Below are 26,663 nucleotides of genomic sequence, written 5' to 3'. Positions count from 1 at the left end.
GAAAGAACAAACTACAGTCCGAATTATGCGAGTTGAGCGATGAAAGTCGAAAAGACGTACTAGTACGTGGAGAAGAAGCTACGACAGATTCGGCAGGTTCGAACTCTGATCTGACATATTGATGTTGACCTCGATGACGTTCGCCGTACTCATCACGAGTTCCGGAATCGTTTCGTGGAAGCGGTCGCCTTTGAGACGACTGGTCGGCCCGGAGACGCTGAGCGACCCGAGAACGGTTCCTTCGCGGTCGCAGATGGGTGCCCCGACGGCTCGCAGCCCCTCGATTTCTTCTTCATCGTTACACGAATAGCCACGCTCTCGGATTCGTTCTAAGTCTTCGTGCAGCGCCTCTGGCGTGGTGATTGTGTTTGCGGTTCGCGAGACGAGGCCGTGACGCTCTACGATGCTATCGACGCGCTCTCGTGGGAGTTCTGCGAGGAGTGCCTTGCCAGTCGCAGAGTAGTGTAAGTAATCCGGTTTCTGAAGCTTTGCAGTCTGATAGTCGCTCCCGACTGCCTTCGGGCCGTGGACTTTGTAGAGGTTGATGCCGAGGCCGTGCTGTTCGGTCGAGAGGTGGACGTACTCGCCACACTCCTCTGCGAGGCGGTCAAGCTCGGGGCGGGCGACCCTGTATAGCTGTGAGCGATTGCGAACGTACTCTCCGAGGAGGAGGAACTGGTAGCTCAACTCGTAGTCATCGCCGGATTTGACGACGAGGTTCTTCTGGCGAAGCGTCGTGAGGTGGTTGTAGACGGCACTTTTCGAGAGGTCGAGGTGGTTCGCAAGTTCGGTCACTCGAGCACCGTCGAGTTCGACGAGCGTGGTGATGATGTCGGCCGACGTGCTCACCGTCTGTAAGGTTCGAGAAGAGCGGTCGCCCGGCAGTTCAGCCATGTGTGAACCATGAACCGTTGGCACATAGCCGTTTCCCCCTCGAACAATCGGTGGAAATTGAGAAACCCACATGCACAAGTCGAATTGCAGAGTGGCTGTCAGAAGTCTGTTCAGCACAAACAAACCAGAGGTGAACTGAGACGCCAGTAAACGGCAGATAGAGGATGTGTTCTCATTTGCGACAACAGAAACGGCGACATTCGGCGCAAAAATAATACTTTCCGCGTGCGTGCGCGTGCGGAAAGAAAAATATTATGTCTCCAAACACCTGTTTGGCGGTGAGAAACTCAGGATTGCCGTCTGTCGCGTAGGAGCAATCGACAGGCGAGAGAGTGGGAGACGAACGGACGAACAGCGTGAAAACAGCTACTGACAGGCGAGGTTCGCAATCGCCCCGGCGAGAACGCGGGTTGCGGCTGCACAGTCCTCCCAGTCGGTCCACTCGCGCGGTGAGTGAGAGATGCCGTCCTGTGACGGGGCGAACAACAGCGCAGCGTCCGTGACTGCCGCCACGTTCATCGTATCATGAGCCGCCCCGGAATGGAGGTCGAGCGTCGAAATATCCGCCGTCTCACCAGCGGCGTGCAGTGCGTCGCGACACCGGTTTGCCATCGGAACGGGTTCGCGGCTCCACGGACGGTCGAAGCTCGTTTCTACGGCGCGTTCGTTCTCGAGACGTGCAAGGCTTTCTTTGGCCGCAGCAACGATGTGTTCCATCGACTCGGTTGCAACGTCTCTGACGTCTACGGTGAGCGTGGTCTCGCCGGCAATCACGTTCGGGGCGTTCGGCGAGACGCCGAGTTTGCCAACGGTACCGACCGCGGTTTCGCTCTCGCGTTCGACGTACTCGTTGGTCGCCGCTTCGATGTCGAGGATGAACTCACTTGCCGCGGCGAGCGCGTCCGTTCGGTCGCCCATCAGCGTCGCTCCCGCGTGATTCGCTTCACCGAGAATCTCGACGGTACAGCGGGTGATACCGGTAATCGTCGTCACGACGCCGGCGCTCACGGCTTCGGCTTCGAGGCGCGTGTCCTGTTCGATGTGGAGTTCGAACCACGCATCCCACGCACTGGCATCGACGACGCCCTCACCGAGATAGCCAATCTCGGAGAGGACAGTTTCGAGCGAAACGCCGTCGTCGTCGGTGAGCGCGAGCGTTTCGTCGACGGTGTAGTCGCCGGCGGCGACCGCAGAGCCGAGCAAGCCACCGCCAAAGCGCTGGCCCTCCTCCTCGGTGAACGAGACGACCTCGACTGGCCGTGTCGGGGAGACACCTGCATCCTGCATGGCCCGGACGGCTTCGAGAGCAGCGTAGACGCCGAGTGGCCCGTCGAAGATGCCCCCGCGAGGAACCGAGTCGAGGTGGCTGCCCGCAGCAATCGGTGCCGCCTCGGGGTCTGCGCTCTCTGGGCACCATCGGCCGACGATGTTCCCGACAGCATCGACGCGAACAGCTAAGTCTGCGGCCTCGAGCTGGGAGATGAAATAGTCGCGGGCCTTCCGGTCTGCCTCGGTGCCGGTGAGCACCGTCCGACTTCGACCGCGCTCGACGGCGACCGCCCCGAATTCGGCGTTTGCCTCAAGGTCGTTCTGCAATCGCTCTGTGCATACGTCCATATATGGCCAGCACTTTGTGGAGAAGTAGTATTTTATTCTTCCTATTCCGGAGAATATCTGGAATGTTTCTAATTCCTATGACTCGCGTACGGGCGAGGGCTACTCCGCAGAAGGAGGAATAGCAATGGCCCACATAGAGCTGTCCCGCCGGAAGAAAAACGAGGAACGCGAGACAGTCCGTTTCGAGTATAAACAACAATGAAGAACATTTTTTCGAGAAGCCGACAGAGAGTCGCTTAAACACCGATTTTCGAGAGTTTTCCCAATACTCGTAGAAACGTCCGACAGTATATAAAGGGCAGAAAAAATGGCAGTAGTGGGATAGTAGTAGTTCTGACAGAAATGGGCGCGACAGTGGGTACAGTGTTCCACACCACGAATCGAGTGTTCACAACGGAGACAGCCTCGGCGCACACAGCGAGAGGTGTGCAAGATGACTGTCTAACTATATTCGAATTTCTACGAAATAGCTACATTTTTTCGAAAAATTTGCAAGTGTTTGGCAACTGTAGCCCGTGATTCAGAGAGCGACAACCAGCCTCCGTGGTGTCCCGTTCTGTCCGAAGCACCACCAACTACAGAGAATATTTCTAAATACATCATGTAAGAAGTAAGAGTGAACTGTCTGACACACCGAATGATTTAAGTGCAGTTACTTGGATAGCCGAAGGTATGTCTCGGGATGGCAATGCAAACGAAAATCAACACGAACAGGATTCCTCTCCTCATCCGGAAAACCGCTTGAATCGTCGGAGATTCATCACCGCAGCCTCGGCAACTGGTGCGCTTGCGCTCGCTGGTTGTATGGGTGGCGGCGACGGTGGCGATGGCGGCGATGGTGGGAATGGCGGCGACAGCGGCAGCAGTGGCGAGCCACAGTCCGGTGGCACGCTCAACTGGGGCGGCAGTGTCCCCGTCCAGACCCTCGACCCACACCTTGAGAGCGCCGCCGCATCGGCTCGCGTTCTCGAAAACATCACCGAAGGCCTGCTGACGGTCGACTGGGAGTACAACCTCCAACCAGACCTCGCAAAGTCCTGGGAAACCTCAGAAGACAACACGAAGCTCACTTTCGAACTCAGAGAAGGCGTCAAGTTCCACAACGGCGAGGAGATGACCTCGGCCGACGTGCTGGCTTCGCTCGAACGCGTCGCAAACGGCAAGCAGTACCTTGCCCACGGCTACTTCGAGAACGTCGATTCGATGAAAGCGCCGGACGACTACACGTTCGAGATCACGCTCACCGAACCGTTTGCGCCGTTCCTCGCCCGCATGGCTACCTCGGAGATGCACGTCGTCCCCGAAGCACAGGCCCAACAAGACCAGATTAAAGAACCAATCGGCACGGGGCCGTTCCAGTTTGAGAGCATGGAAATCGAGAGCGAGTTCGTGATGACCAAGTTCGAGGACTACTGGGGCGAACCAGCACTCCTCGACAAGGTCGTGAAAAAGGAAGTGTCGGACGCAAGCGTCCGGCTCCAGTCGTTCCAGGCTGGCGAACTCGACTTCATCAACGACGTGCCACCAAAAGACGTCCAGAGCGTCAAATCCCAGTCGAACACCCGCTTTGAGACCACCTTCCCGAAGGCCCTCGTCTACATGGGCCTCAACTGCAACCGCGAACCGTTCGACGACAAGCACGCTCGCCTCGCCCTCGACTTCGCCATCGACAAAGCAGAAGTCGCAGAGGCCGCCCTCTACGGAACGGGCAAGCCAGCCGCGACCCCCGCTGCACCGGGCAGCCCGTGGGAGAACACGGACTTAGAACCACGGCCAAAGGACTTAGAGAAAGCCAAAGAACACCTCTCACAGTCCGCCTACCCGGACGGCTACACGGCGACGTTCAAGATTCCAGAGCCGTATGCAGCACAGGTCACCGCGGCGAAAATCATCCAGGACTCCGTCTCCGAAATCGGCATCAACTTAGAGATTCAGAAGATTCCGTGGAGTCTGTGGCTCTCTGACGTCTACAGCAAACAGGACTTCCAGGCGACCACGTCTTCGTATCTCGCACTCTGGTACCCCGACGTGTCGTACTACAAGTTCCTCCACCCGAACGGTGCGTACTTCTTCACCGGCTGGGAGAACGACGAGTACAACACCCTCGTCGAAGACGCCCGCCGAATCTACGACACGGACAAACGGGCAGAAAAGTACCACCGTGCCGCAGAAATCCTGCAAGAAGAGCGTGCTGGTCACCTGTTCTTGTTCTGGCAGGCAAACCTGTTCGCCGCAGATTCGAGCTACCAGGGCAAAATCGGCGCACCGGACGGCTCTACCCTGCGCTTCGAAGACAACTGGCTCGACCAATAACCTGCCTCTGAACGATGTCCCTGCACAACTATCTCGCTCGCCGGGTCGGGTTCATGGTGGTGACACTGTTTCTCGTCTCGCTCATCACGTTCGCCATCACGAATATCCTCCCGGGCGACGTTGCACTGTTGATTCTCGGCCCGAACGCCGGTGAGGAGAGTCTGCATCAACTGCAGACCCAACTCGGCCTCAACCAACCACTGTACATCCAGTACCTCTCGTGGGTTCAGGATGTCGTGGTCGGAAACATGGGCACCTCCATTCGCTTTGGCGACCCGGTTGCCCAGCTCATCGCTGAAAAACTCCCCCGGTCGCTGATGCTCGCCGTGGCCGCGACGTTCGTCGCTGTGATGCTCGCCATCCCACTCGGTGTCATCGCAGCCGTCAAACAGAACGAAGGCCCCGACCTCGCGGCCTCTACGTTCAGTTTCGTCGGCGTCTCCATCCCCATCTTCCTCTGGGGGCTGGTGTTCATCCTCGTGTTTGCCGTGTGGCTCGACTGGTTCCCCACCGGCGGGTACGTCCCGCCGAGTGAGGACCCCATCGGAACGCTCAAACACTTGGTGTTGCCTGCCACTTCGATGGGCTTTGCGCTCACGGCCTACGTGATGCGGATGACCCGCTCCAGTATGATTGAGGTGCTGAGCGAAGAGTACATCCGCTTTGCCAAGGCAAAGGGCATGACCCAACGAATCATCGTCCTGCGCCACGCGCTTCGCAACGCCATCATTCCGGTCATCACGGTCGTCGCATTCCAGTTCAGCTACGCCTTCGGTGGCGTGGTCGTCCTCGAAAAGGTGTTCGTCTGGCCGGGCATCGGGAATCTCACGCTCACCGCCATCCAGAGCCGTGACATCCCGCTCCTGCAAGGCTGCATCATCGTCGTTGCGCTCATCTTCATGATTTCGAACTTCACGGCAGACCTGCTGTACGCCTACTTCGACCCACGCATCCGCTACGGAGGTGACGAATAGATGTCGAACGCTGAAGTCACGAACTCGTCTGAGGAATCGAAGTCGCTGAGCGAACAGTACGCCCCCCAGATTGACCGGACAAAGCGCTTCGCCCGGAAATTCCGTCGCAACAAGAAGGCGATGATTGGGCTCACCATCGTGCTCACGCTCGTGTTGACCGCGGTCGCTGCCCCCGCTATCATCCCCCATTCCTACCAAGAAACGAACATTCCCGACCGGGCACAACCGCCGTCGCTCGAACACCCGTTCGGAACCGACGACATCGGACGCGACATCTTCAGCCGCGTTATCATGGGAACACGCATCTCGCTGAAAGTCGGCTTCGGGTCGATTATCGCAGCACTCACCGCCGGGACGATTATCGGAACCGTCTCGGGGTACTACGGCGGCCTCGTAGACGAAGTGTTGATGCGGATGATGGACGCGCTCATGTCCTTCCCGCCGATTCTCCTCGCGCTCACCGTGATGGTCGTCATCGGTCCCGACCTCAACAACGTCATCTTGGCGCTTGGGTTCGTGTACACGCCGTACATCGCCCGCGTGGCCCGGAGTGCCGCGCTCTCGGTACGTAACGAGTCGTTCGTCGATGCGGCGACCGCTCGCGGAGAGAGTGATTCGTTCATCATCTTCCGCGAGGTGTTGCCAAACTGTCTCGCTCCCCTGCTCGTCCAAGGGTCAATTAACATCGCCTTCGCCATGCTCCAAGAAGCGAGTCTCTCGTTCCTCGGGCTTGGCACCCAGCCGCCAAACCCGTCGTGGGGGCTGATGATTGACACCGGCCGTGACTTCATACAGACCGCACCGTGGATGATTATCTTCCCGGGAATGGCCATCGCCATCACCGTCATCGGCTTCAACATGCTCGGTGACGGCCTGCGCGACGTGCTTGACCCCAAGGTGGACACCGTCGAATGAACCAGAACGCCATGACTACGCCACTCTTAGAAGTCGAAAACCTCCGCACGCAGTTCCGCACGGAAGACGGCCCCGTCGTCGCCAGCAACGACGTTTCCTTTACGCTCGAATCCGGCGACACGATGGGCTTGGTCGGTGAGTCCGGAGCCGGAAAAAGCGTCACCGCACGCTCCATCATGCGACTCATCGACAAGCCGGGTGAAATCGTCGGCGGAAAGATTCTGTTCCAGGGCACAGACCTCCGCAACCTCTCACCAAAAGAGATGCGAGCGATGCGCGGGAACAAAATCGCCATGATTCCACAAGACCCGATGACTGCGCTCAACCCCGTGTTGACCGTTGGCTCGCAGATTGTGGAGACCATCACCGAACACCAGGACAAAGGCGAAAAAGAAGCCCGCGAGCAGGCCATCCGCTCGATGGAAGAAGTCGGCATTCCCGATGCGGCCTCTCGCATCGACGACTACCCCCACGAGTTCTCCGGTGGGATGCGCCAGCGCGTGTTGATTGCGATTGGCCTCTCCTGCCAGCCAGACCTGATTATCGCAGACGAGCCAACCACCGCGCTCGACGTGACGACGCAGGCGAAGATTCTCGGCCTGTTGAACGATTTGCAGGAAGAGAAAGGGATGGGTATTCTGATGATTACCCACAACCTCGGTGTCGTCGCCCAGACGTGCGACCACGTCGGCGTGATGTACGCCGGGAATCTCGTGGAAAAAGCGGAGATGCACGAGCTGTTCCGCCGGCCGCGCCACCCCTACACGCGTGGGCTCATCAACTCGATTCCCGACCCCGAATTGGAGTACGACGTGCTGCCAACGCTGCCGGGGTCGATGCCAGACCTCCTCGACTTGCCGTCGGGTTGTAACTTCGCAGACCGCTGTGAGTACGCAGAACCGGCGTGTCGAACCGGCGACGACCCAGAGCTCGAATCGCTTGCGAGCGGGTCACAGGCGGCCTGTATCCGCAGCGACGAACTCGACCTGAGTGAACCAGACATCCCACAGCAGGCGTCAGGTGACGGCAAACAACCCATCGACGCGGACGCAGACGCAGTGTTGCGAGTGAACAACCTGAAAAAGTACTTCTCTGCGGGTGACGGGCTGGTCGATAGCCTCTCGTTTACCTTGGCCGATGGCGGGTTGCCCACCATCGAGCGAAAGCACGTCAAAGCCGTAGACGACGTGAGCTTCCACATCCAACCCGGCGAGACCGTCGGGCTGGTCGGCGAGTCCGGCTGTGGGAAGTCGACGGTCGCCAGGACCGTGCTCAAGCTCCTCGAACCGACTGGCGGTGAAGTGTACTTCGAGGACCAACCGCTCCACGAGCTGTCGAGCCGCGAGATTCGCAGTCTGAGAAAGGAGATGCAGATAATCTTCCAAGACCCACAGAGTTCGCTCAACCCACGCAAGACGGTCGGGCGAATCATCGGACGGTCGATGGAGAAACACGGCATCGCGTCAGGCAACGAAAAGCGCGAGCGAACCGCCGAGTTGTTAGAGCGCGTCGGCCTCTCTGCAGAGGCTGCGAACAAGTATCCCCACGAGTTCTCGGGCGGGCAACAACAGCGGATTGCGATTGCCCACGCCCTCGCCGCAGAGCCGAAGCTCATCATCTGTGACGAACCGGTGAGCGCGCTCGACGTCTCCGTGCAGGCGCAGATTCTGAACCTGCTCGAAGACATCCAGGAGAGCTACGGGCTGTCGTATTTGTTCATCTCGCACAACATCGGCGTCGTCCAGCACATCTGCGACCGCGTCGCCGTGATGTACCTCGGGCACATCGTCGAACAGGGGACGGTTCCACAGGTGTTCTCTGCGCCGTTCCACCCGTACACCGAAAGCTTGCTGTCTGCCGTGCCTCACGCAGACCCCGAGCGAGAGACCGAACGCATCCTCTTAGAGGGGAGCGTGCCGAGTCCGATTAACCCGCCGTCTGGCTGTCCGTTCCAGACGCGGTGCCCGAAGAAAATTGGCGAGCAGTGTGAGACCGAGGTTCCCGAACTGGAGGTCAAAGAAGACGGGACGGGTCACGAACTGTCCTGTCACCTCTCGGTCGCCGAGATGAGCGAGACGACACTCGGCAACTAGTACTTCACACCGAAATCCACGATTTCGTCGGGGACGCCCCCGAGCATCTCTTCTGCTTCCTTCGGAATGTCGCGGACGGTCTGTTTCGTCTCCTCGTAGAGGGCACGGAGGTCTGCGATTGGCGTCTCCGCGCTGTCGATTCTGAGATTGTGATACAGCTTTGGCTCCGGCGCATGGACGAGCAACGCCGCACTCACCTTCCCGCGCTTGTCGCCACCGGCTTCAGCACCCGCAGCCAGCGCGGCGAGCAAGCGGTCTGCGAGGTCGCCCCCGGTTTCGGTGAACGTCTCGCTCACGGCTTCGATGACTTCCGGGCCGACAAGCATATTCCCGGCGACGGTGTGATTTTCCCCGACCGTTTCACCAGCCCACTCGACGCAGTCTGCGCCGGTGAAGGCGAACGTCTCGCCGTCGTGGTCGATGCCGTGGAGTTGGCGGTAGCTCGAATACTCGTCTGCGTCGAGCAGCGCGTTACAGGCGGTTGCGACGCCCACCCCGCGGTCTACGAGTTCGAGGGCGTGAACGCCGTGGGCGGTTTTCGTCCACGACTGGGTCAAGACGGCACCGTTCGCGCTCACGTGCGGGCAGGTTGCGCCGACGGCGACCGCGCCGGTCGTGACGGCCACGCCAAAGCTGTCTGCGTCGGGGTCGTAGGCGGCGATTGAAAACGTCCCGGGGGCGGTGCCGCGCTGCCAGCAGCGGCCAGTTTTCTCCTTCATGACCGCATAACTCGGGTGAATCCGCAAATAGCTACCCGAAAGGGGCGACTAGCCCCGTGGCTAAAAACCGTTTAGAACCTTCATAATGAATTTACATGAGTTCGTGGGTGGGAGGTATGAGAACTCGTTTCACCGAACTCGCGCCGCTACCAATCCGCGCAGTAGTGGTGGGCATTCTCACGATACCTGCCATGAGTAAATTCCTGAACTTCAGCCAGAGCGCGGGCTTCTTCGCGTCGCTTGGCTTCCCCGTTCCGGAGGCGCTCGTCGTCGTAGTCGGTCTCATTGAAGTCACAGCGGTCATCATGATAGCGTTCGGGATTGCCGGCCGCGTCGCCGCACTCTCGCTCATACCCGTGATGATGGTGGCAATGGCGACCGCTGGGCCGAGTTGGAAGAATGCCGTTGTGCTCCTCGGGGCGATGGCGCTGTTCGTCTTCGGGACGGGTGCGTACTCGGTGTACCGCCTCGGTGAGTTGCCGGGAAGTCCCTCTGCACAGCCGCTCTCACGCGGCCGGACGGACAGCGGTCGATAGAAAAAGTCGTAGGTCAGTTCGTAACGAGTTCCGTCGAAACCGTGACGGCGTTCATGACGTTGTCCATGATGGACGATGCGCCCTCAGCAGCCTCTCTCAGCTCCGCAAGCTCCGCTTCTGTGCCCTCAGCGTCGAGGTAGGTCGTCACCTCGATTTCGTCAAATCCGTTTCTCACGTCGTCTGCGAGCCCGAGAAAGCCACGCAGGTCGATGTCGCCTTCGAACTCGAAGCGTAGGCTGTTGAGTTGGACGCCGAGTGCCGCGCCATGGGCGGCGTAGCTCACGGTGAGACACGAGCCAAGCGCGGCGAGCAAGAGTTCTGCGGGATTCGGCGCAGCGCGTTCGCCAAGCAGTTGGGTTGGTTCGTCGCTCTCGATGACGAACTCCGGCGAGTCGATGGTTTCGCCCGCGTGGTCGAAGTCACTGACGCGCGTTTCACAGGAGACGCCACCCGTCCACTCCGTCTCTGCGCGGAAAGTTACCTCACCGAGTGTCGGGTCGTCTTCGACGGCGTCAATGGTCGAAAACAGCGCGTTCAGGTCTAAATCGTTGCGTGTTTCTTCAGTGGGTTCGTTGGTCGTGGCCATTGGTTTCACTACTCATGTGAACTGTACACAACCATTCGTAAAACGGTAGGTGAACACCCCTTGTTTCTCCGGCAATTGTGTGAAAATTACGACAGGTCGAACGGGTAGTTAGCGATGATACCATCGACGCCAGCACGCGAAAGCTGCGCCGCCTCGTACCACGTCGCCACCGTCCAGACGTTGACGTTGCGGCCCTCGTCGTGGGCGACCTGGACCAGGTCGATGTCGGCAAAGGGCCCGTCGAGGTAATACTCGTCGCCAAAGAACGGCGTCCCTTTGACCATGTTTTTCGGCGGGTGAATCGCTTCACAGTCGTAGGTTCGGGTGATGTCGAGTCCGGTCTCGATGTCGTCCCAGAACAGCGTTGCGAGCGGGACGTCGGGTGCAAGCTCGTCTACGGCGGCGAGCGCGCCCTCGTAGAACGACGAGACGAGAATGTCGTGTTCGTAGTCGTCGAGCACGTCGAACACGGAAACGGCGAACTCCTCCCAGAGCGCTTTCTGGGCGGCCAACTCGTCGCCCGAGAGATTCACAGCAAACTTCGTCTCGGTCGAACCCGGGTTTTTGAACTCGACGTTGACGCCGACGTGCGTCGGCAGTGCGTCCATGACCTGTGCGAGCGACGGAACCGTCTCGCCGCTTTCGAGTACTTCTGCCTGTTTGACCGTCTCCCACGGCGTCTCCCAGACGAGTCCTGAAACGTCGGTGAGTCCCTGCGTGCCGCCGTCGCGCTCTGCGAGACCGCTGTCATGGAACACGACGACCGTCCCGTCGGCGGTCGGCATCACGTCGAGTTCGACCATGTCGGCAGCAGTTCGGCCACGGGTGGCGTTTCTGAACGCCTCGACCGTGTTCTCGGGATACATTCCGGCGAACCCGCGGTGGGCGATGAGCGAGGGTGCGTCCATCTCTGTTTCGTGTTCGTGACCCGCGTCCCTGTCAGTTGCGGCGGCGGTTCCTGTGACGGCAGCCCCTGCGAGGGCGACACCGGTTCCCTGCAGGAAGGTTCGCCGACTCGTGGTTTCGAACATGCGATAATTCATCGGGAGATGGGTGAGAAATAAATTGCTATGAGTGGTATCCCGCCGTCGCGTGTGAAAAATAGGCACACAGAACCGCGCAGAGCGCCACGGCTAAGCTATCTGCGCGCCAATGTACGTGGTCGTGGCCACACATCGTAAACACCGCTATTCTGACAGTCGAGGCTTTGGGAATCCGTACGAAGGCGTGACGCTGGACCCGCATATCTTGCGCGAGGACAACACCAAGATAGACCCCGTCGATGACTACGCGCTCGCAGACCTCATAGACGACTGGAACATCAAACGCGACGACATCACGCCACAGGAACTCATCGACCTCGGCCTCACCTATCTGCAACTCGGCTTCCATACGGAGGCCGCAGATTCCTTCGAGCGCGCGGCGCGACTCGCAGACGAAGACTCACTCGACGCCCAAGAGGCGTGGGTGAACAAGGGCGTCGCCCACTCACAAATCGAGGAATTCGATGAGGCAATCGGAGCGTTCTACGAGGCGTTGCGCATCAACGACCGAAACGAGTTCGCCGCGCTCGCGGAGATGAACCTCGCCTTTGCCCTCTGGGAGGGCGAGGATTCCTCGCACCCACTCGAACACGCAGAGCGCGCCGTCGAACTCGACCCACGCATGCCACAGGCGTGGTATAATCTCGGCTTTTTCTACACAGAGCGCGCGCTCTGGCAGGACGCCGTAGACTGTTTCGAGAAGGCGATTACGCTCGGCTATCGGACGGCAACGGTCTACGAGGAACACGCTCGGGCGCTCGAAGAAGTGGGCAACTATGTCGAGGCTGAAATCGCGGCGGAAGAAGCCGCAGCGATACGAGCACAGGGCCAACAGCGCCTGCTCACCGAGTAATCACGGCGTTTCCCAACACAGTTCGAGGGTGAGTTGTGCGTCACACTCGAGTGTGTTCGTATCCATGCCAACCTCGGTCACGTCGTGGTCTGTTGGCAGCCCAGCGCTGCACGATTCGTACTCGACGATGGTTGCGAGGGTGGCCGGGGCGCCACAGGAAGGGCAGTCAACGTAGTAGCCCGCGTCGCCCTCGTGCCACGAATCTTGGGTCAATTCCATGCGGGCGGCCTCGTCGTCGGTGCGCTCTGTCATGATACGTGTCGATGTCCACTCCCCCGACAGATACGTGGACTGGCCGATTTTTCTCCGGCAGTCGTGGCGGCCACCGATGGGTACTTGTGTGAATCTCGATGAACTGAGGTATATGAGAGCAGTCACCTTGGGGCCGGTCGGGACGTACTCCCATCGTGCGGCGAAAGCGGTCGCAGACGAGGTCGAGTTTCGCGAGTCGATGACCGCCATTGTAGAGGCAGTCGTCGCGGGCGAGTATCGCCGTGGCGTCATCCCCATCGAGAACAGCATCGAAGGGAGCGTCACCGAGAGCTTAGACGCCCTCGCCACCCACGACCTCGCGGTGGTCGCAGAGTTGGTTACACCCATCCGCCACGCGCTGCTCGCCCAGAGTGAGACGTTCGACACGGTCGCAAGCCACTCGCAGGCGCTTGCCCAGTGTCGTGGCTATCTCGAAGAACACTACCCCGACGCCACCATCGAGGCGGTTGCAAGCACCGCACGCGGCGTCGAACTCGCCCGTGAAGACCCGACTGTGGCGGGCATTGGCCACCCGGACACCGCAGGCGACGACCTCACCGTTCTCGCACAGGACATCCAAGACCGTTCGTCGAACGAAACCCGATTTCTGGTGATTGCCCCACCCGAAGAACGCAGCGTCGCGGGCGGAAAATCGACTGCCGTCGTCCACCCGAACGCCAATTATCCCGGACTTCTCCTCGACATACTCGAAGCGTTCGCAGAACGGGACATCAACCTCTCGCGCATCGAGTCGCGGCCGAGCGGGAACCGCCTCGGTGACTATCTGTTCCACCTCGATTTCGAGGCAGGCATGTACGAAGAACGCGCCCAAGCCGCCATCGACGAGGTGCGAAAGACCGTCCCGAAGGGCACCGTTGACGTGCTCGGTTCCTACGACACCAAACACATCGTCTGAAACGAACCAATGAGCAACACACCAGCGAGGCCACCAGGAGCCGACCAGCGTGCGAACTACGACTACCACGACGACACCATCGCCCGGCCGGGACTCGTTTCGGATTTAGAAACCCTCGTCGCAGGCGACGTTCGCTTTGATACCTACACGCGCCAGTTGTACGCCACCGACGCGAGTTCCTACGAGGTGACGCCCATCGGCGTCGTCCTCCCGGAATCGACCGCTGACGTGAAAGCCGTCATGGAGTACTGTGCGGCGCGGAAGATACCCGTCCTGCCACGCGGCGGCGGGACGAGTCTCGCCGGACAAGCCGTGAACGAAGCCGTCGTTCTCGATTTCACCCGGTACATGGACGGCCTCGTCGACGTAAACCCAGCGGCGAAAACCGCCCGTGTCCAGCCCGGTATCACCCTTTCCGTCCTCAACGACGCCCTCGCACCCCACGACCTCAAGTTCGCCCCCGACCCCGCAGCGGGCGACCGGAGCGTCATCGGCGGCGCAATTGGCAACAACTCGACCGGGTCGCACTCGCTCAAATACGGCCTCACCGAAGCCTACGTTGAAGAGTGTGAGGTCGTCCTCGCAGACGGCGCGGTGACCACGTTCGGGGAAGTGACCCTTGAGGAACTCAGAGCAGGCGCAGGTGACGAGGATTTGGAAGCCAGAATTTACGCAGAGGCCTGCCACATCCTCGACGACCTGAGCGACGAGGTGGAGGCGCGCTATCCCGACCTGAAGCGCAACGTCTCGGGGTACAACTTGGACTCCTTTGTCGAGCAAGCGAAGTCGGGGTCGGTGAACCTCGGTCGCCTGCTTGCAGGCAGCGAGGGCACGCTCGCGCTCATCACCGAGGTCACAATTTCGCTCGTAGACCTCCCGGAGGCGAAGGCGATGGCGCTGCTCGCCTACGAAAACATCACCGACGCAATGCACGACGTGGCTCCAATCGTGGCCCACGACGCCGCGGCCGTCGAGCTGGTCGATGACGTGTTGCTCGACTTGGCGAGTCAGACCACCGCGTTCGAGGACATCTCGCAACTGGTGCCGTCGGGAACCGAGGCCGTGTTGCTTGTCGAATTTTACGCGGATGACGACGACCACGGCAAACAACAGGTGGCCCGACTCATCGAAGACCGCGTTGCGGGCGAGGGACGAGCGTTCGACGCCGTCGAAGCCTACACCGAAAAAGCGCAAGCGAACTTCTGGAAACTCCGGAAAGCTGGGCTGCCAATCTTACTTTCTCGAACCTCCGATAGAAAACACATCTCGTTTATCGAGGACGCGGCCGTGCCCCCAGAACACCTCCCCGAGTACGTCACACGCTTCCAGCAGATTCTCAGAGACCACTGGACTGAAGCCAGTTTCTACGCCCACGCCGGGCCGGGGGTGCTCCACGTCCGGCCGCTCGTGAGCCTCAAAGACGAAGCCGACATCGAGATGATGGAGTCGATTGCAGACGAGGTGACCGACATGGTCGTCGAACTCGGTGGCTCCGTTTCCGGCGAGCACGGCGACGGCCGTGCGCGAACTCAGTGGAACGAGAAACTCTACGGTGCGACGCTCTGGGAGGCGTTCCGTGACCTGAAAACCGCTTTCGACCCCGACTGGCTCCTGAACCCCGGGCAGGTCTGTGGCGACGTGAAGATGACCGAAAACCTTCGCTACGGCACCGATTACGAGTTCGATGCCGGATTCACGCCCGCGCTCAACTGGGAGAACGACAACGGCTTTCAGGGGATGACGGAGCTCTGTCACGGCTGTGGCGGCTGTCGCGGCCATCAGGAAACCACCGGCGGCGTGATGTGTCCGACCTACCGGGCAGCGAACGAGGAGTCGCTCGCCACGCGTGGCCGGGCGAACATGCTCAGACAAGCCATGAGCGGCGACCTCCCGAAAGACGAGTTGTTCTCAACCGAGTTCCAACACGAAGTGTTAGACCTCTGTGTCGGCTGTAAGGGCTGTGTCCAAGACTGTCCCTCCGGGGTCGATATGGCAAAGCTGAAAGCCGAAGTGCAACACGCCCACCACCAGCGAAAGGGGTCGAGTCTGCGCGATAAGCTGTTTGCGAACATCGACCGCCTCTCCGCACTTGGCAGCCTGTTTGCACCCGTCTCGAACCTCGGGACGAAGATTCCCGGCGTTCGGACTGCCATCCAAAGCACGGTTGGCATCGCAAAGGAGCGAAGCCTTCCGGAGTTCCGCCGCCAGACGCTCAAAAAGTGGTTCCGGGCGCGCGGGTCGATGCTGAGCGAGGACGAAGCAGAGCGGAAAGCCATCCTGTTTCCCGACACGTACACGAACTACAGCCACCCGGAGGCCGGACGCGCCGCCGTTCGCGTGCTCGAAGCCGCGGGCGTCCACGTCAGCCTCGCAGACGAAACCGACAGCGGGCGACCGGCCCACTCGAAGGGCTTTCTCGGGAAATCGCGGGCGACCGCCCAGCGAAACGTCGCCGCACTCACCCCGTACGTCGAAGACGGCTGGGACGTTGTGTTGGTCGAACCCTCCGACGCGGTGATGTTCCAGTCCGATTACGTAGACCTCCTCTCTGGAGAGGACGTAGAGACGCTTGCGGCCAACACCTACGGCGTCTGTGAGTACCTCGATGTATTCCAGCTAGACGAGACCATCTCCTACCGCGAGGTGAACACCTCGCTCACCTACCACGGCCACTGTCATCAGAAGGCAACGAAGAAAGACCACCACGCGGTGGGTGTGCTCCGGCGGGCGGGCTTTACGGTCGACCCACTCGATTCGGGCTGTTGTGGGATGGCCGGGAGCTTCGGCTACGAGGCAGAGCATTTCTCGCTCAGCAAAGCAATCGGTGACGTGCTGTTCGAGCAAGTCGAGGAAAGTCCCGGCGACCAAATCGTCGCGCCGGGGGCGTCGTGTCGCACGCAGCTTGGTGACCGCGACGGGGCGAGCGAACAGCCGAAAACGCCAATCGAACTGGTCGCGGTTGCACTTGGAGAATACTGACTAGTCAGCAGTGTGGACGGCGCGCTCCTCGACCGCCCTAAGGGCGGAGTCGAGGTCTGCGATAAGGTCGTCTACGTGTTCGACACCGACGGAGAATCGAAGGAGGGTTTCGGTGATGCCGAGCGACTCGCGTTCTTCTGGCGAGAGTTCTGAGTGGGTGAGCGACGCGGGGTGTTCGACCAGCGATTCGACGCCGCCGAGGCTGACGGCGAAGGTGAACTCATCGAGTTCAGCGACGAGGTGTTCTACGGTTTCGAGCGAACCATTGAACACCGCAGTTACCACGCCGCCGGGACCGGACATCTGCTGGCGGGCGAGGTCGGCTTGCGGGTGGCTTGCTAAGCCGGGGAAGTAAACCGTCTCAACGAGGTCGTGAGTGTCGAGGAACTCGGCAACGGCTTGGGCGTTTTCAGCGTGCTGGCGCATCCGCATCGGGAGCGTCTTGATGCCGCGAAGCAAGAGGTATGAGTCGAACGGCGAGAGCATGTTGCCGAGGCCGATCTGTTGCAGGAATTTGAGGCTGTCTGCGAGGTCTGGGTTGTTCGTGATGGCGACGCCACCCATCGAATCGGAGTGGCCGTTCAGGTACTTCGTCGTGCTGTGGACGACCACGTCCGCGCCGAGGGTGAGCGGCTGTTGGAAGTACGGCGAGAGGAAGGTGTTGTCGACGCCGAACAGCGCGCCGTGTTCCTGTGCGACGGTGGCGATGGCTTCGATGTCACAGAGGTGGAGCAACGGGTTCGTCGGCGTCTCCATCCAAATGAGTTCGGTGTTGTCCTGCATCGCCGCACGGACGTTCTCGGTGTCGCGGGCGTCGACGAAACTGACTTCGACGCCGAGTTTGTCGGGGAGAAACATTGTGAACATCGCTTTCGTGCCGCCGTAGAGGTCGTCGAAGGCGACGACGTGGTCGCCGGGGTTGAGCGCGGCCATTGCAACCGTGGCGATGGCGGCGGTGCCGGAGGCAAAGGCGAAGGCGTGATCCCCGCCTTCGAGGGTGGCGAGTCGGGTTTCGACCGCGTTTCGCGTCGGGTTCGAGAGCCGCGAGTAGACGTATTCGTTCGCATCCGGGTCGAGCGAGAGGAGGTCTGCGGCGGGGTCGATGCCGGGGACAGCAAACGTAGAGGAGAGGTGGATGGGTACCGTCACGTCGCCAACGTGGTCATTGCCAGCCTGCGCCTTCTCGCCGCAGGTGACCGCCAACGTTTCTACGTGCTCTGCGTCCGTGGTGTGCGCTCGCCAATCCATGCTAGACAATACGGCAAAATCTGTGAAAAAGATTCAGGTTTTGTCTGATAAAACCAGAGATAATTAAACAAACGTATAGATTATTGCTGGTAATATACGGGCGACATCGGAGGCTCTGTGGCAGCCTGAAGACAGTTCTCTGTAGACAATCTGAACACAGTTATACTGGAAGCGGGCCGGTGGCCGCGGTGGCCCGGTGTCTGGTATGGCACCAAAGAGAAACACCACAGCCCGGTTTCTCGACCATCGGGTAGGTGGAGCGCTACGCCGAATGTCGCAACGGACGGTTCGTGGTAACATAGCATAGCCCTGCCCGTTGCGGTGAGTTCTGCCGAGAGGCCACACGCGAAAACCTATCTCCAAAAAGGACTCCCCAGCCTGCAAGCATATATACTCCCAGAAGGCGAAAGGCCACTCATGCAAGGAGCAGACCGATTCTTCCGGCTGGTCGTCATCCTGACGTTCGTACTCATCTTCATTGGGGTTTTGGCGAGCGTTTTCCTCTAGCGATTTTCACCGGAAATCCGGTGTGACGGGCGGAGGTGACAGCTACGCAGGAAAGACAGTAGGTGCGACTGGCAAAACGCACCGCAGGCGCAAGCTACTCCGAACGCACAGCGAGCAGCGCCTCGGTGTCGAGAACCGTCGCGAACTCGCCGTTGAGATGGGCAAGCGCGAGTGCGTGTGACTCGTCGGCGTCGTAGGTTGTCCCGTCGTAGCCGGTACGCGCGTGGGTCGCCGTCGCGTCTGCGACGACGAACACGGTAAATCCAAGGTTTTCTGCCATCCGCGCCGTCGTGGAGACGCAGTGGTCAGTCGTGAGTCCGGCGAGTACGAGCGTCGTAATGCCCGCATCGCGGAGTCGGGCTGCTAAGTCCGTCCCGATGAACGCGCTGTTTACGTTCTTGGTGATGACGGGTTCGCCGTCTGCGACGAGGCCGTCTCTGAGCGCGCTTCCGGGCTGGTCTGGGCGGAGCGGTGAGTCCGGTTCGGTCGAGTGGTGTTTGACGTGGAACACTGGTCGGCCAGCCTCGCGCCACGCGGCGAGGAGGGCATCGAGGTTCGCTTCCATCTCGGGGTTGTTTCGCGTCCCCCACGCGGGGTCGTCGAAGCCTTGCTGTACGTCGATGGTGATGAGCGCGGTGGTGTCGGTGAGTGCTTTGGTGTCGGTGGAGGCGGTCATCTGAGTGCAGTGATTGTGAGCGGACACGTCTCGATGGTGTCCTCGTTTCGCTCGGGAAGGAGGTACTGTTTCCACTCGCGGGTGTGAGAATCGCCCCAATTACCGATATCCGCGTGCGGGCAGACGCCGTCGTAGTCCTCGATGCGCGCTCTGATGATGCGTCGCGCTTCTTTTCCGGCCGCAGTGTCGCCCGTGATACCCGCGAAGATGGCTCGCGGTTGGGCCGTGATTTCGAGGCCGTGTGGCGTGTGGCGGCTCATGCGCTGTTCGTAAAACGGCGCGCGAGCGGTCGGAAACATTGGCTCACCGGCGAAACAGAACTCCCAGTAGGGGTCCGTCGGGTCGGTTGGGATGTGGTGTGGCCACGGCTCCGGGTCGTGGTCGTGGAGGAACTGGAGGATGTGCCAGAAGTGGTCTCGGTACGCGGCCTCGTCCAATTCACGCTCGGGTGGTTTGAAGAAGATGACCAGCGACGTCCGCTCGCCGTACTCTTCGAACACCTGAACGTACTCAAAGAGGGTGTCTGTGAGCGTGAGCAGCGCCGACTCGTCGGTCATCGAGTCACAAAAGGTGTAGAGGGCGTCGCCGTTCCGTTCTGATTCTATCCCGAAATAGCACGGGAACGGTGCATCGTCGTGGGTGCCGAGCATCACGTTGCGAAAGCCCTCGTAGTGGCTTTCGGCCCAGTCGGGAAGTGCACCAATGTCGAGTGCGTCGTGTAACTGGTCTTGGGTAAACAGTCCATAGGTCGATTCGACCGCCATGTCTAATATCGGCAGTAGGGACGAGCGCGCAATTACTGTGCCGGTTCGAGCGATTTGCGCACGCCGTGTATGAGAAAGTTAACCAACTGTGACAGAATCACCGACGTGAATCTCCTTCCCCCACGCCGACTCGGGGACGGTCGTGTTCACCGTCACGCGAAAGAAGTGGTCGAACTGCGCGCGGTTGGCCCACGCTGGAAGCGTCTCCTCTCGTCGGGTGATGAATGTTGTGCGAAACTCCGGCGTCGCCTTACCGGTGTCCGGGTCGCGCGTCGGGACGACACAGCGCTGGCAGGGGTTCGTTCCGGCGAATGGGGTGGCTCCGATTTCGAATGGTTTGGCCGTGCCGGGTTCGGCGTAGAGCCGGTCTTCCCAGAACGATGGACAGCCACCAAGTTCGAGATTCGCTCGAAAGCGCCGCCGTACGTTCGCCACGGGAAGGTCGTACCACGAGGCGATTTCAGCGAGCGTTGCGGTCGAGACGACCGTCGGCCCCGACGACTCCGTGTCGTCTGGCGCGCCGCCTGCAGGCTGTTTTTCGAGTGAAACGTCGCGCTCGAAGTAGCTTGAGAGCCACGCCTCGAATCGGTCGCGGTGGTCGTCCAGATGGCCGGACACAGCCCGGTCAGTTCCGCGGACGCTGATAGTCGCTCGATTCGCCTCAAGGTCCATCGAGAGGGCGAGGCGGTGAATGATAGCTGTGCGTTTGCCGTTCACGAACGTTCCCGCCGCATCAACGAGTGCGTACGCGCGGTCGTGGGAGAGTCCGCCGTTTTCGACCAGCGTCGCCCGGTCGCAGGTGACGCCATCGAGTGACTTGATGGGATAGACGGTGATTCGGTCGAGGGTAGGCGCGGTCACTGTGTGGAGTAGGGTGGGTGGTGTCTCAAAGCTTCCTCTGAAAGGAAGCCGGAAATCGACACCGGAAACCTGCACATCCATTCGACACCCGAAACCTGTGTGCCCCATGCCACAGACTTTGGCTCCGTGACCCGACACTCTGGTATGACCAACGCGCTCGCAGTCGTCGGAGCTGGAGCCGCGGGGTGTGGGGTCGCCTACGCCCTCCGCGATACAGCGTTCGACGTGACGATATTCGAGAAGAGCCGCGGCGTCGGCGGCAGGGCCACAACGCGACGGCGAAACGGCTGTTACTACGACCACGGCGCGAACTACCTGAAGCCCACAGACGACCGAACCGAGACCTTGCTTTCGACTCTCGGAACCGACGGGCTTGTCGACATCGAGGCTCCAGTCTGGACGCACGACAAGCGCGGGCAGATTCGCCGGGGAGACCGTGAGGAAGCCCACAAATGGAGCTACCAAACCGGCCTCACCCAGTTCGCAAAGCGAGTGCTCAGGCAGACGGATGCGACGGTCGAAAAGGGCGTTGAAATCGCTCGCCTCGAATGGACAGACGACGGCGATTGGGCTGGCTGGCGACTGTTCGATGGAGCTGACACGGCGGTTGGACGGTTCGACCGCGTCGTCCTCACGCCACCCGCACCGCAAACGGCCGGGATTCTCCGGCGAATCCAGTGGATAGATTCACGACGACGGGAACTCACCGAGGCCATCGACGCCGTGCCCTACCGGACGATTCGCTCGGTGATGCTCCACTACCCGTTCAAGCTTGACCTGCCTTACTACGCACTCGTCAATGTCGATCGGGGCCACCCGATTGGCTGGCTTTCGCGCGAGGAGTGTAAACCAGGCCACGTCCCCGACGGTGAGAGCTTGCTCGTCGTCCAGATGAGTCCGGAATGGTCAGAAGAACACGCAGACCTGTCCACGGCGCGAGCGGGACGCCGTGTCGCACAGCTCGCTTCGACGTTACTCGACGATTCGCGAGTAGCAGACCCTGACTGGGTCGATACGCAGGGGTGGCGCTATGCACTGCCAGACGCTCCTGTCGATGACGCGACGGTTCGCAGCGCCGAGGACGAGAGGCTGTACTTTGCTGGAGACTGGGTGGTTGGTGAAGGGCGCGTGCATGCGGCATTCTGGAACGGTGTAGCCGTGGGAGAGCGAGTGACTGTAGCTCACGAATAGCACGAGTAGTGGGTTGCGCACGCGCACCGGGTTTCCGGTGAAATGTGTGAGAAAGGAGTGGGGTGGCTGAGCCGACTACTGTTCGGTCGTCTCGACGAGGACTTTCTTTACGACTGCTGGTTCCTCAAGGAGTTGGTGTTCGGTGTAGCTCCCTTCGGCGCTCCCGCCGCTGCGATGGGCTTGTTCGATGATATCGAGGAAGGCGTGTTCTTTGAGGAGGTCACGAACCCGGCGCAGTGAGAGGTAATCAGAGCCTTCCTGTCTGCAGATTTCTTTGTACACATCGTAGATACGGGTCGTGCGAAAGCCGTCCTGATTCGGGTTGTTGAGCGAGAGGACGGTAAGCGCTTGGAGGACGAACCGGGAGTGGGGCGTCGAACCGCGGATGAGTTCTCTGAAGCGGTCGGTTTCAGCTCGCTCGCGGGCTTGGACGATGAACTCCTCTTTGACCGTCTTCGCCCCCGTCGATTGGGCAATCTCGCCAGCATACCGGAGGATGTCGATTGCCTTTCGGGCGTCACCGTGTTCGCGTGCGGCGAGGGCGGCGGCGCGCGGAATCACGGACTCCTCTAAGACGTTGTCGCGAAAGGAGTCAGAACGGGCGTCCATGATTTCACGAAGCTGGTTCGCGTCGTAGGGCGGGAAGACGTACTCGCGTTCACAGAGCGACGAGCGGACGCGTTCGTCCATCCGGTCTTTGTACTTGATTTTGTTGCTGATGCCGATGACGCCGACCTTGCAGTGGTGGAGTTTTCCGGCTTCGCCCGCCCGCGAGAGTTGCATCAGGATGCCGTCGCTGTCGAGTTTGTCGATTTCGTCTAAGATGACGAGCACCACGTCGTACTGTTGGTCTAAAATCTTCCAGAGGCGCTTGTAGTACGTCGCAGTCGAGATACCCTTGTCCGGGATTTTGATGTCCGTCACCGCGGGGTCGTTGACCGCGGTGGCGATGGTTTGGACCGTCTGGGTCTCGGTCGTATCCTGCGCACAATCGACGTACGCCATGGCAACCGTCACGCCTTCTTCGTCTGCGGTTTCGATGAGCCGACGAGAGACGTACTTCGCACAGAGCGATTTCCCGGTGCCCGTCTTGCCGTAGATGAGCACGTTGCTCGGACTCTGTCCGAAGATTGCTGGGTTCACGGCATTTGCGAGGTGGCCGATTTCCTCGTCGCGCCCGACGATGCGTCCCCCGTCCGGGAGGTGGTTGATTTCGAGAAGCTCTTTGTTCGCAAAGATGGGGTCTTCCCGAGTGAAAAGTTCGTCAGCCTCAGACATTCTGGATATTCACCCCGTTTCCGGTGAAATGGCTTTACGTTTTCTGTCCACGGGCAGGTTCGAACGGCTACGAGTGCGAATCAAGAACTTCACCAAGTGGTCCCGAGCAACGGTGACGCGCACACCGCATTTCCGGTGAAATGTGTGGGATGGGCGTGGGGGTGGTCGAGGTCCGTGTGCGATTCCGCACAATAAACAAGTATTGCGATTGACTTACTGGACTGTTATTCAGATAGCATACTTAATCATTTCTATATCAGAGTGTTGTTTGATTCGTAGATATTTCACCGGAAGCGGTGTATTTAGAGATGCTATATCTATGATTGGTTAGGAATATGATTGATTCAGAACATTCGTAACATTCGTAACATCGTTTAGGAACCATCAACCTCACACAAGACTGCTAGGAACGGCTCCCTGGGAAACGTAGTGGCCATCGCTGTGGGTTGTTGGTAGACTGGCGGCCCCAATCGAAGCCATCAATTGATTGCTCCAGTTGACTGCTCCAATTGTGGGCACCAGTTGGCGACGTCAGTAGCCGAATACCGCCAATAGACGCGACATCCTGTCTTCGGTCGCCGCCTATCGCCACGGTTCACCGGAAATCCGGTGTGTGCGTGCTCATCCAACCACGCTGCCCAAGCTACCCACCTCCCCCTCACACGAATTTCACCGGAAACCCGGTGTGCGCGCGTTCACATACCTTCACTTCGTTCACCAACGCCGTTTCACCGGAAATGCGGTGTGCGCCACCCCTGCATGCAGACCCGAACACGCTAGGCCAATTTCGCCTCAGTTCACCGGAAACGTGGTGTGCGTCTCACAGCCTGCGTCGCCAGTGCTAATCTCGCCATCTGCCCCATCACTCACCCATACAGCCACACTGCTTTCACCGGAAATGCGGTGTGACACGCTTCGCAATCGAGCTTCGAATACATGAGTAGCGAACGGATAGAGCGTTGTCAACCCGTCAGTCGAAGTAGTTGTAGCCCCACGATTCGAGCAGCGAGATGACCATCTCAGGGTGTTGCATCCCCACGAGATACGCGGCTTCGCGCACGTCAAGGCGGCTCAGGTCGGTGTCCATCGCCTCTTCGAGGTCGCTCTCGAACCGACGGTAGGTTCGGTCGGTTTCTGGTCTGACGAACAACTGGTGGACCTTCTCGCGGTCAGCCTTGACTTTGTCTCGCCGGAAAATCCACGGGATTTCTGCCTCGTCGGACGATTCGTCCGTCTTCCCGGCTGACTCGTCAGTAGCGTCCGGAGAGCCGTTTTTCGACACGTCCAGTACGTCTGACTCTTCTGTGCTACCACCCTCGACAGAGTCTGCGTCCGCTGGTTGCCCGTCGTCCTGCGTATCGTCTTCAAAGATGTCTGCAAACGGGTCGTCACCGGCACCGGATTTCATGCCGACACCTCCGCCTGTTCTGTGGCTGCCCCATTGACTTGTTCGTTGATGAACGCCGCAAGTTCGTCGAACTGTGCGAGCGTGTCGAGTTCGTACTGGCGCTTTCGCGACCGGTGTTCTTCGACGTAGGTGAACGCGTTCACCTGCTGTTTCCAACAGCCTTCGAACAGCGAGGTTCTGTCGCGAATGGAGACCGGTACTGAAAAGCCGAGTTCCGAGAGTGCTGCCTCGTACTCACGCTGGTCTGCGGTGTCTTTGACTTCGTTTGGAACAACGGCGAGCACGCCGACTTCCAACTCCAGTTCCGATTCAAGCCCGGCCACGATGTCCTGTAACCCCTCGACGCTCTGGTGACCTTTCCCCGAGAGTTCGAGCGGGATGACAACGTTTCGCGTCGCGTAGATTGCGTTGTACAGGTGGTCGCCCGTCGTCGCCGGTGGATCGACAATCAACACGTCGTAGGTTTCGTGAATCCTGGCCTCCGCGAGCACGCGGTGGAGTTGCTCGTAGCGTGGGTACGTGTACTCCGGGTCAGGATTCGTCTGCTCTTCGATTTCCGAGGTTCGAAGGAGCAACTCGGTCAACCGTTCGAGCATGTTGTGACTCGGGAGGACGTCGATACCCGGTTCGGCCGTTCGAATCAAGTCCTCGAACGCGCCACCTGGTCGCCCAATCATATGCCGGACGAGATTGTCAGAGCCGCCCTCGTTGCGAGCGGCTTCGACATCGAGTAAGTAGGTCAAACTCCCCTCCTGTGGGTCTAAGTCGATGACGAGTACGTCCTGTCCGGCCCGAGCGTGTGCCTTAGCGAGATTCGCAGAAAGTGTGGTTTTCCCCACGCCGCCCGCCTCCGAATAAACCGTGTACGTAAGCATGCTACAGTGATGGCTGAACACGTACAAAAACACCCGTCAGACAATAGAATATTACTGGGCAGTGTTACTGCTCAGTATTACTGTCTGGTGTGGTGAGGTGGTGTAGGCAAGCTTGCACCGCACGGCAATATACAATTTCGAACGTCTCGAAGCGATTCGTCGTCTCGCCTCACCCACTACGTCCGATTCGCTCTCGGCCCGTAGACCTGCGTAATCGTGGCGACCACCCGCCCGAGAGGATGCTGAAGCCAACAAGCAAGGAGAACGCGATTGCGCCGATGGTGATCTGAACCACTGAGCCACCGGTTCCCGCCTCGATGCCAGCACCACCGACACCGAACGGAACGCCTTGTACAGCGACCCCGATACCGATTCCAACGAGTAGCCACGCGACTGAGACAGTCGAGAGCCCAACAGCGGCGTAGCGTTGGTCACGTGTCGCAGTGTTGGGGCGGTCGCTGTCGTCCATCATGCCAGTGTAGAGCAACCCTGCACGTTCGATACGGGGATATAGAAGATACAACAACGGCGGCCCGATGACGGCAGCAGCGAGGAAATCGTTGACCGAAATGATGGTCGCAAACACCGAGAACGGAAACAGCCCCAAGAGTTCGAGCCCCCACGCAATTATCGCGGCGGTGCCTGCAGCCGCGACAAACGAGATGACGACGAACTCACCGAGTTGTTTCACAGACCGCATGGTCGGCTTCTCACCCGAGGAAAACCACCCGAGCCGTCCCCAGAGTTTGTAGCCGATAAAGCCGCTGAAGAAGTTGCCAACGAAGCCAAAAATGCTCCCGGCGGTGAGCGTACCGCCGAACGCATCACTGAACAGATTACCGATGCCTGCACCCCATGCCGTTGCGGGCCCAAACATGAGACTGAGCGCGACCGGAAGCACGTTCGCCGGACGAATCTCCGTGAATCCCGGGACGATTACGAACCCCTTGAACGGGATTAACGCGGTCATGTACACTGCCGCGATGACCGCCGTGAGTGCAACCATCCGTGGGTCTTTCCACATCGTGAATAGTTCTTTCATGTCGTCTCCGTCCGCTGAGGCCCCGAGTCGTAGTTCGTCACCGTCCACCTACAAACGCGGTGGATTCCTCGACACCAACAGGTATTATAACGATTTAATATGGCATAAACGCCGCGACAGTGC

General features: G+C 59.8%; 23 protein-coding genes. 9 read left to right on the top strand and 14 right to left on the bottom strand.

Annotated features, from left to right (window positions below; genetic code table 11):
• Positions 1-78 precede the first annotated feature (78 nt).
• Together V5N12_RS08790 and V5N12_RS08785 are read right to left on the bottom strand one after the other, a co-directional pair.
• On the bottom strand, positions 79-894 hold the full coding sequence (locus V5N12_RS08790) for an IclR family transcriptional regulator (RefSeq protein WP_332898786.1): 816 nt from the start codon (positions 892-894) through the stop codon (positions 79-81).
• 366 nt (positions 895-1,260) lie between these two features.
• Positions 1,261-2,511, bottom strand: coding sequence for a Zn-dependent hydrolase (locus tag V5N12_RS08785; RefSeq protein WP_332898785.1), 1,251 nt, complete (start codon positions 2,509-2,511; stop codon positions 1,261-1,263).
• Positions 2,512-3,183: 672 nt separating this feature from the next.
• Here V5N12_RS08785 and V5N12_RS08780 point away from each other — a divergent pair.
• From V5N12_RS08780 to V5N12_RS08765, 4 genes are read left to right on the top strand one after another with little or no spacing between them, the layout of a single operon-like run.
• Positions 3,184-4,824: an ABC transporter substrate-binding protein gene (locus V5N12_RS08780; protein ID WP_332898784.1), complete on the top strand. Its 1,641-nt coding sequence runs from the start codon at positions 3,184-3,186 to the stop codon at positions 4,822-4,824.
• 14 nt (positions 4,825-4,838) lie between these two features.
• Complete coding sequence (locus V5N12_RS08775; protein WP_332898783.1) at positions 4,839-5,798, top strand: ABC transporter permease; 960 nt, start codon at positions 4,839-4,841, stop codon at positions 5,796-5,798.
• On the top strand, positions 5,799-6,713 hold the full coding sequence (locus V5N12_RS08770; RefSeq protein ID WP_332898782.1) for an ABC transporter permease: 915 nt from the start codon (positions 5,799-5,801) through the stop codon (positions 6,711-6,713).
• 11 nt (positions 6,714-6,724) lie between these two features.
• The gene (locus V5N12_RS08765) at positions 6,725-8,806 is read left to right on the top strand and encodes an ABC transporter ATP-binding protein (protein ID WP_332898781.1); all 2,082 of its coding nucleotides are present in this window, start codon (positions 6,725-6,727) and stop codon (positions 8,804-8,806) included.
• Here V5N12_RS08765 and V5N12_RS08760 read toward each other — a convergent pair.
• Positions 8,803-9,525 (bottom strand): DUF1028 domain-containing protein, encoded by a 723-nt coding sequence (locus V5N12_RS08760; RefSeq protein WP_332898780.1) that lies wholly within the window; start codon positions 9,523-9,525, stop codon positions 8,803-8,805. The two genes, V5N12_RS08765 and V5N12_RS08760, sit on opposite strands and share 4 nt — an antisense overlap.
• A gap of 116 nt (positions 9,526-9,641) precedes the next feature.
• Here V5N12_RS08760 and V5N12_RS08755 point away from each other — a divergent pair, with 116 nt between their 5' ends.
• Positions 9,642-10,061, top strand: a complete 420-nt coding sequence (locus tag V5N12_RS08755; protein ID WP_332898779.1) for a DoxX family protein — start codon at positions 9,642-9,644, stop codon at positions 10,059-10,061.
• Positions 10,062-10,074: 13 nt separating this feature from the next.
• Here the strand turns inward: V5N12_RS08755 and V5N12_RS08750 are convergent, their stop codons facing one another.
• Both V5N12_RS08750 and V5N12_RS08745 read right to left on the bottom strand, forming a co-directional pair.
• Entirely contained in the window at positions 10,075-10,647 is a 573-nt protein-coding gene (locus tag V5N12_RS08750; RefSeq protein ID WP_332898778.1) for an OsmC family protein, read from the bottom strand.
• An 86-nt stretch (positions 10,648-10,733) separates the two neighbouring features.
• A complete protein-coding gene (locus V5N12_RS08745; RefSeq protein ID WP_332898777.1) occupies positions 10,734-11,678 on the bottom strand; it encodes a glycerophosphodiester phosphodiesterase in 945 nt (314 codons plus the stop codon).
• 133 nt (positions 11,679-11,811) lie between these two features.
• Here V5N12_RS08745 and V5N12_RS08740 point away from each other — a divergent pair, with 133 nt between their 5' ends.
• The gene (locus V5N12_RS08740; RefSeq protein ID WP_332898776.1) at positions 11,812-12,543 is read left to right on the top strand and encodes a tetratricopeptide repeat protein; all 732 of its coding nucleotides are present in this window, start codon (positions 11,812-11,814) and stop codon (positions 12,541-12,543) included.
• Here the strand turns inward: V5N12_RS08740 and V5N12_RS08735 are convergent, their stop codons facing one another.
• Positions 12,544-12,795: a hypothetical protein gene (locus V5N12_RS08735; RefSeq protein WP_332898775.1), complete on the bottom strand. Its 252-nt coding sequence runs from the start codon at positions 12,793-12,795 to the stop codon at positions 12,544-12,546.
• A gap of 112 nt (positions 12,796-12,907) precedes the next feature.
• Between V5N12_RS08735 and pheA the strand changes: the two genes are divergently transcribed.
• Positions 12,908-13,711 carry a prephenate dehydratase gene (pheA, locus tag V5N12_RS08730; RefSeq protein ID WP_332898774.1) on the top strand — a complete coding sequence of 268 codons (804 nt, stop codon included), beginning with the start codon at positions 12,908-12,910 and terminating at the stop codon, positions 13,709-13,711.
• A 9-nt stretch (positions 13,712-13,720) separates the two neighbouring features.
• Positions 13,721-16,690: an FAD-binding and (Fe-S)-binding domain-containing protein gene (locus tag V5N12_RS08725; RefSeq protein WP_332898773.1), complete on the top strand. Its 2,970-nt coding sequence runs from the start codon at positions 13,721-13,723 to the stop codon at positions 16,688-16,690.
• Here V5N12_RS08725 and V5N12_RS08720 read toward each other — a convergent pair whose 3' ends face one another.
• The 4 genes from V5N12_RS08720 to V5N12_RS08705 form a co-directional block, all read right to left on the bottom strand.
• Positions 16,691-17,938: a trans-sulfuration enzyme family protein gene (locus V5N12_RS08720; RefSeq protein WP_332898772.1), complete on the bottom strand. Its 1,248-nt coding sequence runs from the start codon at positions 17,936-17,938 to the stop codon at positions 16,691-16,693.
• A 601-nt stretch (positions 17,939-18,539) separates the two neighbouring features.
• Positions 18,540-19,121: a cysteine hydrolase family protein gene (locus V5N12_RS08715; RefSeq protein WP_332898771.1), complete on the bottom strand. Its 582-nt coding sequence runs from the start codon at positions 19,119-19,121 to the stop codon at positions 18,540-18,542.
• Positions 19,118-19,885, bottom strand: a complete 768-nt coding sequence (locus V5N12_RS08710) for a YqcI/YcgG family protein (RefSeq protein ID WP_332898770.1) — start codon at positions 19,883-19,885, stop codon at positions 19,118-19,120. Before V5N12_RS08710 ends, V5N12_RS08715 begins: the two co-directional genes overlap by 4 nt.
• A gap of 78 nt (positions 19,886-19,963) precedes the next feature.
• Positions 19,964-20,746, bottom strand: coding sequence for an MOSC domain-containing protein (locus tag V5N12_RS08705; protein ID WP_332898769.1), 783 nt, complete (start codon positions 20,744-20,746; stop codon positions 19,964-19,966).
• A gap of 144 nt (positions 20,747-20,890) precedes the next feature.
• Between V5N12_RS08705 and V5N12_RS08700 the strand changes: the two genes are divergently transcribed.
• Positions 20,891-21,937 (top strand): NAD(P)/FAD-dependent oxidoreductase, encoded by a 1,047-nt coding sequence (locus V5N12_RS08700; protein ID WP_332898768.1) that lies wholly within the window; start codon positions 20,891-20,893, stop codon positions 21,935-21,937.
• Between the two features lie 75 nt (positions 21,938-22,012).
• Here the strand turns inward: V5N12_RS08700 and V5N12_RS08695 are convergent, their stop codons facing one another.
• From V5N12_RS08695 to V5N12_RS08680, 4 genes are all read right to left on the bottom strand, one after another.
• Entirely contained in the window at positions 22,013-23,215 is a 1,203-nt protein-coding gene (locus V5N12_RS08695; RefSeq protein ID WP_332898767.1) for an orc1/cdc6 family replication initiation protein, read from the bottom strand.
• A 970-nt stretch (positions 23,216-24,185) separates the two neighbouring features.
• Positions 24,186-24,623 (bottom strand): hypothetical protein, encoded by a 438-nt coding sequence (locus tag V5N12_RS08690; RefSeq protein ID WP_332898766.1) that lies wholly within the window; start codon positions 24,621-24,623, stop codon positions 24,186-24,188.
• Positions 24,620-25,498 carry a ParA family protein gene (locus tag V5N12_RS08685; protein ID WP_332898765.1) on the bottom strand — a complete coding sequence of 293 codons (879 nt, stop codon included), beginning with the start codon at positions 25,496-25,498 and terminating at the stop codon, positions 24,620-24,622. The genes V5N12_RS08690 and V5N12_RS08685 overlap by 4 nt, the downstream gene beginning before the upstream one ends.
• 169 nt (positions 25,499-25,667) lie before the next feature.
• Positions 25,668-26,540 (bottom strand): QueT transporter family protein, encoded by an 873-nt coding sequence (locus V5N12_RS08680; RefSeq protein ID WP_332898764.1) that lies wholly within the window; start codon positions 26,538-26,540, stop codon positions 25,668-25,670.
• Positions 26,541-26,663 lie beyond the last annotated feature (123 nt).

The sequence above is a fragment of the Haladaptatus sp. CMSO5 genome, assembly GCF_036689885.1.
Lineage (GTDB): Archaea > Halobacteriota > Halobacteria > Halobacteriales > Halococcaceae > QDMS2.
This window is presented reverse-complemented; position numbering and strand designations above follow the sequence as displayed.